Annotated in this window: 15 protein-coding genes; 5 read left to right on the top strand and 10 right to left on the bottom strand. The window is 44.7% G+C overall.

Annotated features, from left to right (window positions below):
- Positions 1–117 precede the first annotated feature (117 nt).
- Positions 118–993 carry a hypothetical protein gene (locus DN53_RS12190; RefSeq protein ID WP_129654565.1) on the top strand — a complete coding sequence of 292 codons (876 nt, stop codon included), beginning with the start codon at positions 118–120 and terminating at the stop codon, positions 991–993.
- 138 nt (positions 994–1,131) lie between these two features.
- Here the strand turns inward: DN53_RS12190 and accD are convergent, their stop codons facing one another.
- The 3 genes from accD to tamL all read right to left on the bottom strand — a co-directional run bounded on the left by accD (position 1,132) and on the right by tamL (position 5,693).
- Positions 1,132–1,992 carry an acetyl-CoA carboxylase, carboxyltransferase subunit beta gene (gene accD, locus DN53_RS12185; RefSeq protein WP_116217424.1) on the bottom strand — a complete coding sequence of 287 codons (861 nt, stop codon included), beginning with the start codon at positions 1,990–1,992 and terminating at the stop codon, positions 1,132–1,134.
- 28 nt (positions 1,993–2,020) lie between these two features.
- The gene (gene fbaA, locus DN53_RS12180; protein ID WP_129654564.1) at positions 2,021–3,088 is read right to left on the bottom strand and encodes a class II fructose-bisphosphate aldolase; all 1,068 of its coding nucleotides are present in this window, start codon (positions 3,086–3,088) and stop codon (positions 2,021–2,023) included.
- A gap of 61 nt (positions 3,089–3,149) precedes the next feature.
- Entirely contained in the window at positions 3,150–5,693 is a 2,544-nt protein-coding gene (gene tamL / locus DN53_RS12175; protein WP_313790141.1) for a translocation and assembly module lipoprotein TamL, read from the bottom strand.
- A gap of 72 nt (positions 5,694–5,765) precedes the next feature.
- On the opposite strand from tamL, the gene DN53_RS12170 reads away from it, so the two are divergent.
- Positions 5,766–6,482, top strand: coding sequence for a TrmH family RNA methyltransferase (locus DN53_RS12170; RefSeq protein WP_129654562.1), 717 nt, complete (start codon positions 5,766–5,768; stop codon positions 6,480–6,482).
- A 122-nt stretch (positions 6,483–6,604) separates the two neighbouring features.
- Here the strand turns inward: DN53_RS12170 and porT are convergent, their stop codons facing one another.
- A complete protein-coding gene (gene porT, locus DN53_RS12165; protein ID WP_129654561.1) occupies positions 6,605–7,303 on the bottom strand; it encodes a type IX secretion/gliding motility protein PorT/SprT in 699 nt (232 codons plus the stop codon).
- 4 nt (positions 7,304–7,307) lie between these two features.
- Entirely contained in the window at positions 7,308–8,036 is a 729-nt protein-coding gene (gene ubiE, locus DN53_RS12160; RefSeq protein WP_129654560.1) for a bifunctional demethylmenaquinone methyltransferase/2-methoxy-6-polyprenyl-1,4-benzoquinol methylase UbiE, read from the bottom strand.
- A 195-nt stretch (positions 8,037–8,231) separates the two neighbouring features.
- Here ubiE and trkA point away from each other — a divergent pair, with 195 nt between their 5' ends.
- On the top strand, positions 8,232–9,581 hold the full coding sequence (trkA, locus tag DN53_RS12155) for a Trk system potassium transporter TrkA (RefSeq protein ID WP_129654559.1): 1,350 nt from the start codon (positions 8,232–8,234) through the stop codon (positions 9,579–9,581).
- Positions 9,581–11,071: a TrkH family potassium uptake protein gene (locus tag DN53_RS12150; protein WP_129654558.1), complete on the top strand. Its 1,491-nt coding sequence runs from the start codon at positions 9,581–9,583 to the stop codon at positions 11,069–11,071. The genes trkA and DN53_RS12150 overlap by 1 nt, the downstream gene beginning before the upstream one ends.
- A gap of 142 nt (positions 11,072–11,213) precedes the next feature.
- Here the strand turns inward: DN53_RS12150 and DN53_RS12145 are convergent, their stop codons facing one another.
- A complete protein-coding gene (locus DN53_RS12145) occupies positions 11,214–12,398 on the bottom strand; it encodes a pyridoxal phosphate-dependent aminotransferase (RefSeq protein ID WP_129654557.1) in 1,185 nt (394 codons plus the stop codon).
- 16 nt (positions 12,399–12,414) lie between these two features.
- Positions 12,415–13,515 (bottom strand): fatty acid desaturase family protein, encoded by a 1,101-nt coding sequence (locus DN53_RS12140; protein WP_116217432.1) that lies wholly within the window; start codon positions 13,513–13,515, stop codon positions 12,415–12,417.
- Between the two features lie 114 nt (positions 13,516–13,629).
- On the opposite strand from DN53_RS12140, the gene rsmG reads away from it, so the two are divergent.
- On the top strand, positions 13,630–14,271 hold the full coding sequence (gene rsmG, locus DN53_RS12135; protein ID WP_129654556.1) for a 16S rRNA (guanine(527)-N(7))-methyltransferase RsmG: 642 nt from the start codon (positions 13,630–13,632) through the stop codon (positions 14,269–14,271).
- Here the strand turns inward: rsmG and DN53_RS18120 are convergent.
- From DN53_RS18120 to pruA, 3 genes are all read right to left on the bottom strand, one after another.
- Complete coding sequence (locus tag DN53_RS18120) at positions 14,268–14,390, bottom strand: hypothetical protein (protein ID WP_262707911.1); 123 nt, start codon at positions 14,388–14,390, stop codon at positions 14,268–14,270. The two genes, rsmG and DN53_RS18120, sit on opposite strands and share 4 nt — an antisense overlap.
- 148 nt (positions 14,391–14,538) lie before the next feature.
- A complete protein-coding gene (locus DN53_RS12130) occupies positions 14,539–15,303 on the bottom strand; it encodes a creatininase family protein (RefSeq protein WP_129654555.1) in 765 nt (254 codons plus the stop codon).
- A 78-nt stretch (positions 15,304–15,381) separates the two neighbouring features.
- Positions 15,382–17,010 carry an L-glutamate gamma-semialdehyde dehydrogenase gene (gene pruA / locus DN53_RS12125; RefSeq protein ID WP_129654554.1) on the bottom strand — a complete coding sequence of 543 codons (1,629 nt, stop codon included), beginning with the start codon at positions 17,008–17,010 and terminating at the stop codon, positions 15,382–15,384.
- Between the last annotated feature and the right edge of the window lie 25 nt (positions 17,011–17,035).

Genomic DNA, 17,035 nt, shown 5'->3' with positions numbered 1-17,035 from the left:
GACAAGCAATCAGCGTGCAAAGATAAGTTCTTTTTTTGAATCTATGAATTTTGGCAAGATTTTAAACCTTTTTGGCTTGAACGGGTCAAAGCACCAAACCATTTAAATTCAATCATTATGAAAAAGAGTCCTATTCCAATGCGCTTAAAAAGTTATGCTCCCGTTGTTGGTCTGCTGATATTGTCGGTTGTATCCTGCAGTACCGATGGGTCCAATGGGGAAGAACTTTCCAGTGAAGAAGTCATTTCTTCCACAGAGTTGAAATTCAGTGATGAAACCGAAATGATTTCCGAGGAGGTTACGGCCATTGCAGAAGAAATGTATGCCACTGACGAAATTTCGACCACTTCCAAAATAGACTACAACTCGGGGTATTTGCCAGATTGTGCCACCGTAACAGTAGAACTTACCGAAACTACCAAAGAAGTGACCCTTGATTTTGGTGAAGGTTGTGAAATGCCCAATGGGAATACCTTGAGTGGAGTTATCCATCTAAGCTATGCTTTGGATTTGGAGGCAGCCACAAATACCATTGAGCTGAACCTGGAGAATTTTATGTTCAATAGTGTGGCTGTGGAAGGTTCGGCGAGTATTGTTCGGACGCGTTCCAACGAAAATGGAAACCCGCAAGGGGTGGCCAATGCCAGTTTTTCAACCACTTGGCCCGATGCAACGACGGCATCGTATACGGGGACGCGAACCCGGGAGTGGATCGAAGGGTTTGGAACCGGTTTTTGGGGAGACAATGTATTCTTGATCACAGGCAAAAGGACTTATGTGAGCAGGGCGGGCAATGAGTTTGTCAAGGAGGTGATCACTCCGTTGAGAAGGGAGCTTTCCTGTAGGTTCATTGTAAGTGGTGCCATGGAAATTTCACGTTTGGGCAATACGGTACGTTTGGACTTTGGGGATGGCAGTTGCGATGCCGTGGGTATGCTCACGTATCCAGACGGAACAGAAGAAGAAATATTTTTACGCCGGTTTAAGAACTAGCTATGGATTGGAAATAAAAATGCTGAATGTCACATCGAGCGCAGTCGAGATGTATTCAGTAGCTTAAACTCAACAAAAGGTTCTCGACTGCGCTCGAACTTACATAAAATAAAAAAAGCCCCGATTTCGGGGCTTTTTTTATTTTCTTATAGGTTGATTGGTGATCAAGTCTATATATTGGTTCACTTTCTTTTTTAAATCCCTACGATGGGAGATAAAATCCAAAAATCCATGTTCTTTCAAAAACTCGGAGGTCTGGAAACCTTCAGGAAGGTCTTTCCCTACGGTGTCCTTTACTACCCGGGGTCCCGCAAAACCTATCAACGCACCTGGTTCCGCAATGTTAATGTCACCCAACATGGCATAGGAAGCTGTGGTTCCTCCTGTGGTGGGGTCGGTACATAACGAGATATACGGTATTTTGGCTTCGGCCAATTGGGCCAACTTCGCCGAGGTCTTTGCCAATTGCATGAGGGAAAGCGCGGCTTCCATCATACGGGCCCCACCTGATTTTGAAATCATCAGAAATGGGATCTTCTTCTTTTTTGCCTCATCTATGGCGCGGGAAATCTTTTCTCCTACCACACTACCCATGGATCCTCCAATAAAACCGAAGTCCATACAGGCAATGACAATATCCTTGCCCATGGATTTTCCAACAGCGGTACGAACGGCATCCTTAAGCCCAGTCTTCTGTTGTACGGTCTTTAAACGATCGGAATATTTTTTGGTATCCACAAACTTCAAAGGATCCTTGGAGGTCATGTTGGCATCAAGTTCCTTGAACTTGTTGTCATCAAACAGAATCTCAAAGTATTCCTTGCTGCCTATCCTAACATGGTAATCATCCTCGGGACTGACATAAAAGTTTTTGGCGAGGTCTTCGGACTCTACAATCTTTCCAGTAGGGGATTTATACCATAACCCCTTGGGGGTGTCCTTTTTTTCCTCGGTGGTGGTCTGTATTCCTTTTTCCTTTCTTTTAAACCAAGACGACATGCGATCAAAATTAAGTTAAACGAAAGTGTTATAGGGTGTTTATATTGTTCAAATCCTCAAAGGCTTTTTTCAATCGATTTGAAAAAGTCTTCTCCCCTTCACGAAGCCATACTCTGGGGTCGTAGAATTTTTTGTTGGGCTGGTCATCTCCTTCAGGATTTCCGATCTGTGCTTGAAGGTAGGCGGATTTGTCTTGGACATAGTCCCGTACCCCTTCCAAAAATGCATATTGCAAATCGGTGTCAATGTTCATTTTTATAACACCATATCCAATGGCTTCCCTGATTTCCTCTACAGTGGAACCGGAACCTCCATGGAATACAAAATCGATGTGGTTTTCCTCAACACCATATTTTTTGGTGATGTATTCTTGGGAGTTTTTCAAGATCTTGGGGGTTAATTTTACGTTCCCCGGCTTGTATACCCCGTGTACATTTCCAAAGGCAGCGGCTATGGTGAACCTGTGGCTTACTTTGGACAATTCTTCATAGGCGTATGCCACTTCTTCGGGCTGGGTGTACAGCTTGGAATCATCTACATCGCTATTGTCCACACCGTCTTCCTCACCTCCGGTAATTCCTAGTTCTATCTCCAAGGTCATTCCCATTTTGCTCATGCGCTCCAAATAGGTCTTGCAGATTTCAATATTTTCTTCAATGGGCTCTTCCGAAAGGTCGATCATGTGCGAACTGAACAAGGATTTTCCTGTGGCCTTGAAATGTTCTTCACTGGCATCCAAAAGTCCATCTACCCAAGGCAATAGTTTTTTGGCACAGTGGTCTGTATGAAGAATTACAGTGGCGCCGTAGGCTTCAGCCAATTGATGTACATGTTTGGCTCCGGAAACGGCCCCTAGGATGGCAGCTTTCTGGTTCTCATTGGAAAGTCCTTTTCCTGCATTGAACTGACCTCCGCCATTTGAAAATTGTATGATGACGGGGGAATTTAGCTCAGCAGCTGTTTCCAATACGGCATTTATGGTATTGGACCCGATTACGTTCACTGCTGGAAGGGCGTAACCGTTCGCTTTTGCATGATTGAAAATAGCTTGTACTTCGTCACCGGTTGCAACACCGGGCTTAATATTGTGGGACATAATTATTGTTGATTACGATTATTAAGTTGAGTCAGGCCACAAAAGTAATAAAATATTTACTCTAGAAAGGATAATTGATCCCGATGTTGAAAACGGCATTTTTCAGGTTGTATCCACTGAACCAACGGTCTGATCCCTGCCGGGCAGGGTCGTAGGCCTTGAACCCAACATCCAATCTGAACACAAAATAGGTGAAATCATATCGAAGTCCCAGACCGGTACCCAAGGCAATATCGGCCAAGGAAGAGAAGCCGGTAAAGATGGCATCGGGGTTGTCCTCATTGTCAAACACGTTCCAAATGTTCCCTGCATCGGCAAACAGAGCACCCTTGACATCCCCGGCGATGGGAAACCGATATTCCAAGTTCAGTGCAAGCTTCAGGTTGGCTTCGTTGAAATCGTTAAGGTTGTTGGTCTTTCCGGGACCCAATTCGTAAGCATTCCAAGCCCGGTTGTCGTTGGAGCCCCCGCCAAAGTAGCTTCGTACAAAGGGAATGTTGTCCGAGTTTCCATAGGGAACCGCAAGGCCAAAAAAGCTTCTAAAGGCAATGACCTTGGAGTCATCCACATCCCAGTGCCTGATAAAATCGAACTCTGTTTTAAAGTATTGCGAAAAGGGAACACCAAAGACCAGAAGCTGGTCACGGTCATTTTTGTTGTATGGTACCACATTGGAAATCAAGGAAAGGAAATTCCCGGCCCCTTCCAATTTTACCCTGAACTGATAAAAATTGTTGTCGTTGATATCAACCCTACTATTTTTAAAAAAGGTATAGTTGGAGGCAAAGATGAGGTTGTTCTCGGTCAATCGCTGTCTGCGTTCATTGATTCGGTTGACTTCGTTCAAATCATCTGGGTCCAGTATGATGTTGTTGTTCAGAACGGTGTCCACAAATTTATTGGCTCCTTCGGGGATGGTCAACTGAAAGGGGTCGTCTTCATTGTCCACTTCCTCAAAGAAATCGGCAAATGCCGGATCTTGTTCAAAGGCGTCGGCTATATTGTCCAGATTTCTGTACGTATTTCGATAAACATTGTAGAAGTTGTCTGGGTTGGTGTTGCGCACAAATTCCACATTCAACAATTCCACATTATGCTTTAATTGGGTGGAAGGAGACCAATTGTAAGACAAGATGGAATTCAGGGACTGTTTGTCCAACCCAATGTTCCGTTGGAAGTTGGTACCTGCCGACAGCCTACTTTGTGGAAGCATATAGTACGGAATGATCTTCTCGGTATTGAACGGGAACCAAATTCTGGGAAAGGTAATGTTCACATCCCCGCCAAGCTCTGAGGTAAAGGGTTCATCGGAAAAGAGGGAGGCGTCGCTCAAAAGGCCTATGGAACCCCTTGCGGAAATGTTCAGGGTTTCTGCCCCGCCAAAAACGTTTCTTGTAATGACCGATGTGCTGAAGGCAGTACCTACCTGTTGTATGTTGGAGTGGGTCACATCAAAATCGAGGTTCAATGAAAACTTGGGCCTTGGCGCCAAATACACATTGGAAATCAATTGGGTTTGGGTGGTGTCTGGAATAAATTCAATGTTCGGGTATTTGAATGTATTCAGGTTGGTGATCTGCCGATAGGTGCGAATGCGGTCCAGATCCCTATAGATACTGTCTTTTTGGAAAAAGATGGCATCGGTCAATGCTTTTGGGTTATACCTGAGCCTGTCCTTGTAAAAAATGGTATAGTTATCATATTCCAAGGATTGTAGGGAATCGGTTTCTCCGCCAATTACATAATCGGCATAGATATTAATTTTTTTCAGGTGATGGATTCTATACGGACTGTTGACATCCGTACTGTCCGAGGTGCTTCTGAATTTTTTGATGTTAAGCTGTACGTCCATCAATTGGTCATCGGCCAATTGGGTGGTATCACGAAGAATATCGTAGCTGATGGAACTCTCCTGAAAGTTATAGACCCCGGAGTTTCGGAATAAAGTGGTCAATCGTTCCCGCTCTTGGTTAAAATTGGCCAGATCAAATTGATCACCTTCTTTGACCAAGGTCAAATCCAATGAAGCGTCGTAAATGGAATCCAGTTCGGGGGAGCTTATGTTTTTTTGGACCGTGTCAATGATAAAAGGCTTTCCCAGATTGAGTTTGTATTCCAACTCGGCCCTCTTTTTTCTTTTTCCTTCTAGAATTCCATAGTTCCCGGAATTGTTGAAATACCCTTTGCTTCTGTAATACGCCTCCAATCTTTCCAGGGATTTACGGGTAAGTGCGGTGTCGATTACCACAGGGGGTTCCCCAATTCTTTTTAGAAAATCACTGGCTCCTTTTACGATAAAGGATTCCTGAAGTCGGTTCACCTGTTTTTGGGAAAGGAGATTGTTCAATCTTTTTTCCCGCTTTTCCTTGCGGTGGAGCCAATCCTGAAAAGAAGAGTCTGGATTTTCCTTGGCCAAATTATAGAGGTTGAGGCGCAAGGGGTATCCAAGGACATTACTGTTGGGTTTTTGGGTGATAAGGCCTTTGATTTCGCTATCGTTTACCTTTTCCTCATCCACATAAATGGAGTTCTTGGTGAGCAATAGTTCATCATCTCCCACCTTTTTGAGGGTATTGCAACCAGCCACACTCAATATAAGCAACAATAACCCTATTTTTGTCACGTTGCGCATTAGACCTAAAGAACCCCTCATAGACGCCAAAAATACACGATTTAGATGGTTACAAAAAACCAAATTAAACTAGTTGTAAACCTAAAGCAAAAAAAGTACCGAACTCAACACGGTTTGTTTGTCGTGGAAGGTGAGAAGACCGTTTCGGAGCTGTTGAACGCAGGCGTGAAGCCCTTTGGGTTGTTTGTGGATGCCGTTGAAAAAGGGGCGGATTTTAACAATCCGGAATTGGTGTCGAGTGCCATCTTGAAACAAATGAGCAGCCTGTCCAGTCCCAATGGGGTGTTGGGAGTTTTTCATATTCCTGTTCTTAAATCCATTGATGAGACAGATTGGGTCGTTGCCTTGGACGCGGTTCGGGACCCGGGGAATTTAGGGACCATTATTAGGTTGTGCGACTGGTTTGGGATACCGAATCTGGTCTGTTCCCAAGATACCGTGGATTGTTTCAATCCCAAGGTACTGCAGGCTACCATGGGCTCCATAGCCCGGGTGAACGTGACTTATGCGGATTTGGAAGTCTATTTGAAGAAAACGGCTTTGCCTGTTTATGGAGCGTTTATGGATGGGGACTCGGTATATCAGCAAAAATTGCCACCCAAAGGAGTTCTGGTGATGGGCAATGAAGCCAATGGCGTTTCAGAAACCGTTGGTGGATTGGTCACATCGCGGATTTCCATTCCCCAATATGGAAAAACAACAACCGAAAGCCTGAACGTTGCCACGGCCACGGCCATTCTTCTCAATGAGATCAGAAGATAGCTTTTTGAATTTAGGGACGATTGGATTTCTAGATTCTTGGATTTTTTTAAACTTCACTATCCAACTATCCAACTATCCAACTATCCAACTATCCAACTATCCAACTATCCAACTATCCAACTCTACTCAAATGTAAAATTGATAAAGATGCCCCGGGTGCGCATGGCATTGATGTTTCCGGTCCAAGGACTGTTGGGGTCTTCATCGGGGACCAATTCATCCGTTAGGGCAAAGACGCCACGTATGGAGGGGGAAAACTTGAAGTATTCGGTATAAAAATCAATGCCGAACCCCAGTTCGTACCCATACACATTCTTTTTCATGCGGAACTCCCCGCTGCTGTTATCGTCCAAACTATCTTCCTTGCTCCCCAAGTTCATTGAGGTATAAACACCTCCCGTGATAAAAGGTTTCCAGTTACCAATACGACGGGTACTGGCCTTGATCAATAAGGGAAAACGGATATAGGTGGAGCGGACCTCACGGATGGCATCGGCTTGTGTAGTAAAACCGGGAAAGCCCAAATTTCTTGAGGTGTACAACAAGCCGGGCTCAAAACGGGCATCCAAAAACTCATTGATACGCATTTCGCCGATAAGCCCCACATTGAATCCAAAACTTTTCTCTACCAAGATGTCCCGGCCAATATCGTTTTTGTACTCAAATTGAAAGTCGTACTGGTTGAAGCCGAGGTAGTATCCCCAGTTCAAAAAGTTTTTGTCCTCGTTCTGAAGGTTGAGTATGGGGTCTTCCCTGAACTGTGCCGAGGAGGTTGTACATGCCAATATGAGCATGCCAAACAGAAGAAAGATGTTTTTCATCAAACTATTTTGTAGCGACATAAATGGAAGCTGCTCCAAATGTCTGGGGTTTGTTCTCTACTCCTATAAACCCAATTTTGGCCAAAATATTGTTGAAAGCTTCTCCATGGGGGAAAACAGAAGCCGATTCGCTAAGATAGGCATAGGCCAATCGGTCTTTGGAAAAGAGTTTTCCAATGGTGGGGAGAATGTACTTGCAATAGATGTTATAGCCTTGTTTAAATGGGGTTTTTGTAGGAACGGAAGTTTCCAAGATCATGAGTGTGCCTCCTGGTTTCAGCACACGGTGGATTTCTTGCAGGCCTTTCTCCAGATCTTCAAAATTACGCACCCCAAAGCCTACGGTGACCGCATCAAAACTTTGGTCATCAAAAGGGAGGTTTTCACTATCACCCACAATCATTTCAATGCTGTCTTGAAGGTTTTTTTCCTTGATTTTGGTCTTTCCCACCTCCAACATGCCGGGAGAAATGTCCAATCCAATGATCTTTTCAGCTCCGGTTCCCATCATGGCAATGGCGAGATCGCCGGTTCCAGTGGCAATGTCCAAAAGGTTTTTGGGTTTCTTTGCGGCAAGAAGTTTTACCATTCGTTTGCGCCATTTCAGGTCTATTCCGAAGGAAATCACACGGTTCAAACCATCATAATCACCAGAAATAGTGTCGAACATTTGCCGAACCTGCTCCTTTTTCCCCAATTCAGATTCCTTGTAAGGCGTAACTTTTTTTGACATCTCCTTATTTTGCTGGCAAATATACAATTTCACCTTATGGGAGGCGTACAAAAATATTTGTGTAATTTTGCCGGGAAACGGGGAACTTTTTCCGTATTATCTTAAGAATATGTCTTTTAGGCCACGGTCACTGTTCATTGTGTCAAATACAGGGCACAAATTGAATCGATTTAACAACACATCTTATTCCAATCAATGAAGATCATTATTGCAGGTGCTGGTGAGGTAGGGTTCCATTTGGCAAAACTTTTGTCCTATGAAGCGCAGGATATTACGTTGATCGATCCGGATAAGGAGAGTTTGACCTATGCCGATAACCATTTGGACATACGTGTGCTTCGTGGTGATGCCACTTCCGTGCAGGTACTTCGGGATGCCCAAGTGGACGGTTCAGATTTGGTAATTGCGGTGACCTCTTCCGAAACCACCAACATTACCCTATGCTTTTTAGCAAAGCAGTTGGGGTGTAAAAGGACCATAGCCCGTATTTCCAATACGGAGTTCATGGATAACCGTGAACTCATTAAGTTTGAGGAATTGGGCATTGATGAGTTGATATCGCCCGAACGATTGGCCGCTATGGAAATCCAACTGATGCTGAACCAATCGGCGTTCAACGATACCTACGAGTTTGAAGGAGGACTGTTGACCATGTTCGGGGTAATTTTGCCCAGAACTGCCCCGTTTGTGGGGAAAATGGTAAAAGAGGCTGCCAGGGTTTTTCCTGAACTTCACTTTATGCCCATCGCCTTGCAACGAATGGGGACACAGTTTACTTTGATTCCCCGTGGGGATACCGTGTTCAAGGAGGGAGACCAAGTGTATTTCATTACCTCGGACAAGGGGGTGGAAGAGCTTTACAAGCTTACCGGGATGCAAAAACAGGACATCAAAAACGTAATGATCCTTGGAGGTAGTAAAGTGGGCTTCAAAACGGCCCGTGACCTGTGCACGAAAAAATTCAATGTAAAGCTCATCGAAAAAAATAAGGAAAAAGCCTTTGATATTGCCGATGAACTGCCCCATGCCTTGGTCATCAACGGAGATGGTAGAAATGTGGAACTTTTGGAAGAGGAGAGTTTGGAATCCATGGATGCCTTCATTGCCGTGACAGGGAATTCCGAGACCAATATCATGTCCTGTCTGGTAGCCAAGAACAAGCGCATCAAAAAGACCATTGCCCTTGTGGAGAACATGGATTATTTTCAGTTGTCCCATTCCATTGGTGTGGATACGCTGATCAACAAAAAACTGTTGGCCGCCAATAGCATCTTCCGATATATCCGAAAAGGGGAGGTGCTCGCACTGACCCGATTGAACAACCTAAACGCTGAAATATTGGAATTTGAGGTGAAGGCCTCATCGCTGGTGAACGGGGAGATCATCAAAGAATTGAACTTTCCCAGGGAAGCCAGTATTGGTGGAGTCATTAGAAATGGTGAAGGAATCATCGCCCTTGGTGATTTTAGGATCACGGAAGGTGATCGCGTGGTAGTCTGCTGTTTGCCCAAGGCCATTCCAAGGATAGAAAAGCTGTTCCTATAATGAGGCTCAACACACGGATCATTGTACACATTATGGGGCTATTGTTGCTTTGCAACGGGTCCTTTATGCTTCTAGCTGCGTTTGCCAGTGGCATTTATAAAGATGGTGCCACATTGGATATTACCCTTGCTGCCATTGTGACCATGCTCTTTGGGATGATGGCCATGTTCAATACCCGCGGGCACAAAAAGGAAGTAAAACGCAAGGAAGGTTATATTATCGTGACTTTTGGTTGGGTGGTGATGTCCATTTCCGGAATGTTGCCCTATCTCTTTTCTGGGTCCATACCTTCCATCACCGATGCTTTTTTTGAAACCATATCCGGCTACACCACAACAGGGGCGTCCATCTTGGACGATATTGAGTCCCTGCCCGAAGGTATTTTGCTTTGGAGGAGTCTGACCCACTGGATCGGAGGAATGGGAATCATCGTGTTGGCCATTGCCATTCTACCGCTTTTGGGGATAGGAGGCATGCAGTTGTTTGCTGCTGAGGCTCCGGGTCCGGCAGGGGATAAATTGCACCCTAGGATTACGGATACCGCCAAACGGCTCTGGTTGATCTATTTTGGATATACCGTTGCGGAAACCCTATTGCTGAAATTGGCAGGAATGACATTTTTTGATGCCATCAACCATGCACTGGCCACCATGTCCACGGGAGGTTTTTCCACTAAAAATGCCAGTTTGGCCTATTGGAACAACGCACCTGTGATTCAGTATATTACCATTGTTTTTATGTTCTTGGCCGGAAGTAATTTTGTACTCAGCTATTTTGCCTTTACCGGACGGGTGCAACGTATCTTGCGTGATGAGGAGTTTAAATATTACTTTGGTTTTGTGGTGGTATTTTCCATTTTGGCCGCTTTGGGCATCTACTTTAAAGGCGATGTGCCCGTATCCGATTTTCATCCCATGGTTTGGGGCGAAGCCGAAAGTGCTTTTAGGCATGCCCTGTTCCAGGTCATCGCCGTGATTACCACCACTGGTTTTGTGACAGCTGATTTTACCTCATGGACCCCATTTTTGACCGTTTTCTTTTTTGGATTGATGTTCTTGGGAGGTTCCGCGGGATCCACGGCTGGGGGAATCAAGGTGATGCGCCATTTGATCATCATCAAAAATGGTATCTTGGAATTTAAACGGACCTTACATCCCAATGCCATTATTCCGGTTCGCTATAATGAAAAGACCGTTTCGGAACATATCGTGTACAACGTTATTGCCTTTTTCGTGCTGTACATGCTTTTGTTTATCATCGGTTCCCTAGTGCTGGGCTTTTTGGGATTGGATTTTGTTTCGGCTGTTGGTGGAGCTGCCTCGTCTTTGGGGAATGTTGGTCCTGCCTTTGGCGATCTTAACCCGGTAAGCAACTACAACAGTTTACCGCCTGCCGGAAAGTGGTGGTGTGGTTTTTTAATGCTATTGGGCCGTTTGGAACTTTTCACGGTCTTGATCATCCTCACCCCTTATTTCTGGAAGAAGACATAAAAAAACCTCTTGAAGTTGATGCTGCAAGAGGCTTTTATTATTCTATTGTTTTTATGGATTTGCCACCCTGAATAAATTTCAGGTTTCCATCTTAATTTTTCAGATGAATAAGATGCTGAATCAAGTTCAGCATGACATCAAATTAAACCACAGCCTTGATTCTTGCAATAGCTTCCTTCAATTCTTTTTCTGATGCTGCATACGAGATACGGATGCAATTGGGGTTTCCAAAAGCTTCCCCGGTTACCGTGGCTACATTGGCATGTTCCAAAAGGTATAGGGCAAAATCTGAAGCATTGTTGATAGTGGTTCCGTTCAAGGTCTTTCCAAAGAAAGCTGAAATGTCTGGGAACACATAAAAGGCCCCTTCAGGAACATTCAGGTTAAACCCTTCAATCTCTCCCAGAAGACCCAATACAAGGTCTCTTCTTTTGTGGAATTCATCGATCATATACTGGATTTTGCTCACGGGAGCTTCCAGAGCGGTGATAACGGCACGCTGGGCAATGGCATTGGCACCACTGGTCACTTGTCCTTGTAGTTTGGTACATCCTTTGGCGATCCATTCTGGGCCACCAATGTATCCAATACGCCATCCAGTCATGGCAAAGGCTTTGGATACGCCATTTACCGTTACGGTCCTGTCGTACATCCCATCAATACCAGCGATGCTTACATGGCCCCCGGCGAAATTGATGTGTTCATAGATTTCATCGGAAACCACATAGATGTTCGGATGTTTTTTCAACACCTCGGCCAATCCTTCCAGTTCAGCTTTGCTGTACACAGAGCCACTGGGGTTACAGGGCGAGCTGAACCAGATCATACGGGTATTTGGGGTAATGGCCGCCTCCAACTGGGCAGGGGTCATTTTAAAATCAGTATCAATATCGGTCTTCACCTCTACGGGAACCCCTTCGGCCAACTTTACAATATCGCTGTAGCTTACCCAATACGGTGCAGGTAGGATTACCTCGTCACCAGGGTTCAAAACCACCATGGCAATATTGAAAAGGGATTGTTTTGCTCCTGAGGAGACCACAATTTGGTTGGGAGCATATTCCAAACCGTTGTCCCGCTTAAACTTTAGCGAAATAGCCTGCTTTAATTCAGCATAACCATCCACTGGGGTATAACTGCTGTAGTTGTCGTCAATAGCCTGCTTAGCGGCCTCTTTGATAAAATCGGGGATGTTGAAGTCCGGTTCGCCCAAACTCAATCCGATAATATCCTTTCCTTCATTTCGTAACTCCCTGGCTTTTGCAGCCATGGCCAGTGTGGCCGACGTGGACATGTTCTGAATCCTGTCAGATAAGTGGTTGCTCATTGATTTTGCTATTTTACTAGTACTGAAGTGCTGGGTTTTTACCCAATTCCTTCAAATGTTTGAAGTGCGAAATTATAGCTTTTCTGGTAGTTTTATACTCGTTGTAGGGTAAATTAAATTCCCGTGCAGTCTGTTTCACAATTTTGGAAATATTTGTGTAGTGGATGTGACTGATATTGGGGAAGATGTGGTGTTCCACTTGATGGTTCAACCCACCCGTGAACCAGTTTATTATACGATTTTTTGTACCGAAGTTCACCGTGGTGAATAGTTGGTGTATGGCCCAGGTATTTTTCATGTTCCCGCTCTCATCCGGAAGGGGTGTTTCGGCTTCATCAACAATGTGCGCCAACTGGAATACTACGCTCAAAATAACACCAGCCACATAGTGCATGATAAAGAAGCCCAAAAGTACTTGCCACCACGTAACACCTCCAAAAATCATGGGGAGTACAATCCAAATGGTCAAGTAAATCAGTTTTGTGATGACCAAGGTGCTCCAATTGATTACGGGATTGGGTAGCTTTCCATAGCTCAATTTGCGCTTCATGTAACGGTACATTTGCTGGAAATCTGTGGTCACGGCCCAGTTGAAAGTCAATAATCCATAAAGGAAAATCGAGTAATAGTGCTGGAACTTGTGGTGTTTTTTCCATTCGGCATGTTTGGAAAAGCGAAGTATCCTTCCTGCTTCCATGTCTTCATCATGCTCATGGATATTGGTGTAGGTATGGTGCAATACATTGTGTTGTACCTGCCAGTTGTATACGTTTCCTGCCAAGATATAAATGCTGCTTCCCATGAGTTTGTTGACCCATTTTTTATTGGAATATGCACCGTGGTTACCATCGTGCATCACATTCATGCCCACTCCGGCCATTCCAACCCCCATCACAATGGATAGGATCACATAGGCCCAAAAGGGAAGGTTCAGGGTTAAAATTAAAAAATAGGGGGTCAAAAATAGGGCGAACATCACTATCGTCTTCAAGTGAAGTTTCCAGTTCCCGGTCTTCTTTATGCCATTCTCATTGAAGTATTCATTTACTCTTTTGTTCAGTGTTCTGAAAAACTGTGCAGAATCCTTTCGTGAAAACCGGATGGTGGTCTTGTCCATAAAAAAAATTTTAGCAAAGGTAACCAAATAGACCCTTCGGGCCCAACACCTTAATGTTAGAACGGTGTTAACCTGTTTAAAAGTATTAGTTTTGCTAAAATTAACAAACCTTGGATGAACACCGAGCTTATCTTTAAATATTTTACAACGCTCACGGATGAGCAGAAAGGGCATTTCCGTGCTTTGGAGGCCTTGTATCAAGATTGGAACAAGAAAATCAATGTGGTTTCCAGAAAGGATATCGATGAGCTTTACTTGCGCCATGTGCTTCATTCCTTGGGAATTGCGAAAATACAATCGTTCAATGAGGGGTCTAGGATATTGGATGTGGGGACCGGTGGTGGATTTCCCGGAATTCCGTTGGCCATTCTATTTCCCGAGGTCCAGTTTACCCTTGTGGATGCCATTGGTAAGAAAATAAAGGTGGTGCAGGAAGTTGTGGAAGGTCTGGGGTTGGACAATGTAACTGCCCACCATACCCGCGTTGAGGATTTGGATGGCCAATTTGACTTTATTGTGAGTAGGGCGGTGGCCGCTATGCCCACTTTTGTGCATTGGACCAAGGGAAAAATCAAAAAGGACTCTGCCCATGCCCGTAAGAATGGGATCCTATATTTAAAAGGGGGTGACTTGGAAGAGGAATTGAAAGACTACAAAACCGTCCAAATCTTTGATTTGAGTGAATACTTCGAAGAAGATTTCTTTGAAACAAAAAAAGTGGTCTATTTACCACAAAAGTTTAAAGGGCAGGACTAAATGCTCCACATTCGTTCATAGACCAACCTACACTTTCTGGAATAGGTCTTTGCACTTAACCACATCCGGTCAATTTTGTTGAAGATATTCTGCACCCATGTGTTGATTCGTTTTCTCATATCCTATGGGATTAATACTACAAAAATAATAGATTACGTTGAATTTACAATTAATTAACGTTAAATTTACATTGATAGTATTCCAAGGCACCTTTCTTTTTCAAGGCAATCGTTCGGATTATTTGGATAGAGTGGTGTACGTATGCGGTTATTCGTAGAGATTGTCTAGGTCCGCGTTGGCAATATCCACAAAAAGTTGACTCATTTTCTGGCATACCAAGGCAAAGAATTGCTCTCCTTTCTCCTTTGTGGCCTTTCTGGGGTCGCCCACTCCGGTGTCCTTGCTGATTTTGGACCAAGGTCTTTCGGTCCATGCCCAACCTTCGGAAAAAGCTTTGATCTTGTTTTTGAGTTCCTTGCCATCTCCCCATTCTTCCTTAGGGAGTACCAATTCAGGGGCCAAATGGAGTATAAGGCTGGTTTCCATTTCATCGGCATGATCACCAGGATGATCAAAAATCTCTTTTTTGTCTGCCATTCCCGGCCAATGGGTGGTGCATAGGAACATGTTTGGGAACAAAAGACCCAATTCTCTAATAATGGCTTTCCAATTGTTGCCACCATGACTGTTCAAAATCATAAACCTGCGTATACCTTGCCGCTCCAAAACCGTAAGGACATCCTTTAGGATGGCGAATTGGGTGCTGGGGTTGAGGTTCATATCCAAATAAATATCAGATTGACCTGTATTTACCCCAAAAGGAATAGTGGGAAGCGCTATGACCTTACAACCTTGTTCCCAAGCGAGTCTGGCAGACTCTTCGGCAATGGCCGTGGCTTCAATGGTATCGGTGGAATAGGGTAGATGGTAGTTGTGGGCCTCGGTGGCGGCCCAAGGCAGAACGGCCAGATCAAAAGATTCATCTTTTAGGTGTTTCCAATTGGTGTCGGCCAATACGTAAGGTCTAGGCATGTTATAAGGTTTAGTGGATAAAAAAAGACCGCTATCCCCAATAAGGGATAGCGGCCATGAAATTATGGATTTATTGAGTTATCCCAAAAAAGGATAGCGATAATCTTCAGGGGTCACGAAGGTCTCTTTAATGAGTCTTGGGGAAACCCAACGCAAAAGGTTTTGCATGGAACCGGCCTTGTCATTGGTTCCAGAGGCCCTTGCTCCTCCAAACGGTTGTTGTCCCACCACAGCTCCTGTGGGTTTGTCGTTGATGTAGAAGTTTCCGGCACAATTTTGCAGTGCTTTTGTGGCTTCATCAATGGCATATCGGTCCGCGGACAGAACGGCTCCGGTCAGTGCATATTCCGATGTGCCATCCACCAATTCCAATGTTTTGCTCCAATCGGCGTCCTCATAAATATATACGGTCACCACGGGTCCGAAAAGTTCGGTGCACATGGTGGTGTATTTTGGATCAGTGGTCAAAATGACGGTTGGTTCAATAAAATAACCAACCGATTTGTCGTACCCGCCACCGGCAATGATTTCCGCATTGGCATCGGCATTGGCCTGATCAATATATTTGGCCAATTTGTCAAAGGAGCCTTCGTGGATCACCGCGGTGATAAAATTGCTCATATCGGCAGGCGATCCTGGTTTGTTGAACGAGTCCAAATCTGCCTTTACCAAATCCAAAATTTCATTTGCGGTGGATTTGGGGAGGTAGACCCTGGAGGCCGCACTACATTTCTGACCTTGGAACTCAAAAGCTCCTCTGGTAATAGCGGTGGCCACTTGTTGGGGTTTTGCTGTTGGGTGGGCAATGATAAAATCCTTTCCGCCGGTTTCCCCAACAATCCTAGGGTACGTTTTGTAGTTGTGGATATTGTTTCCTATCTGCTTCCACAATTCCTTGAATACATGGGTGGATCCCGTGAAATGGATTCCCGTGAAATCAGGACTGGACAAAATAACGTCCGAGATCATAACGGGATCTCCATAAACCACATTGATTACCCCATCAGGAAGGCCTGCCTCCTTGAAGACATCAACAATGACCTTTGCAGAAAAGATTTGACTGTCACTGGGCTTCCAGACCACCACATTGCCCATCATGGCGGCACTTGCAGGCAAATTCCCGGCAATGGCGGTAAAGTTGAACGGGGTTATGGCATAGACAAAACCTTCAAGGGGTCTATACTCGACTCGGTTCCATATCCCTTCGGCGGACTCCGGTTGTTCGGAATAGATCTGCGACATGTACTCCACATTGAAACGGAGGAAGTCTACAATTTCACAGGCAGAATCAATTTCGGCTTGAAAAATATTTTTGGATTGTGCCAACATAGTGGCGGCATTCATTTTGGCGCGATACGGGCCGGCAATCAATTCCGCAGCTTTTAAAAAGATGGCGGCACGTTGTTCCCAAGTAAGGTCTGCCCAAGCTTTTCGGGCCTCCAAGCAGTTGGAAATGGCCTGCTCCACATGCTTCTTTTCGGCCAAATGATAATGACCCACCACGTGCTGGTGCTCGTGGGGCGGGGACATGGGCTTGGTATTGCCGGTTTTTATTTCTTCACTACCTATATAAAGAGGTACTTCAACCTTTCCGTTATAATAGGTGTTGTACTGCTTTAGTACTTCCTCGCGCTCGGGAGTGCCTGGCGCATAACTTTTTATGGGTTCGTTGACCGCGGTCGGAACTTGAAAGAATCCTTTTCCCATGATACTTCTTTTAGGAGATTAAAAA

Source organism: Flagellimonas olearia (assembly GCF_004150225.1).
GTDB lineage: Bacteria > Bacteroidota > Bacteroidia > Flavobacteriales > Flavobacteriaceae > Flagellimonas > Flagellimonas olearia.
The sequence above is the reverse complement of the archived record's forward strand: the minus strand, read 5'-3'. Positions and strand labels throughout refer to the sequence as shown.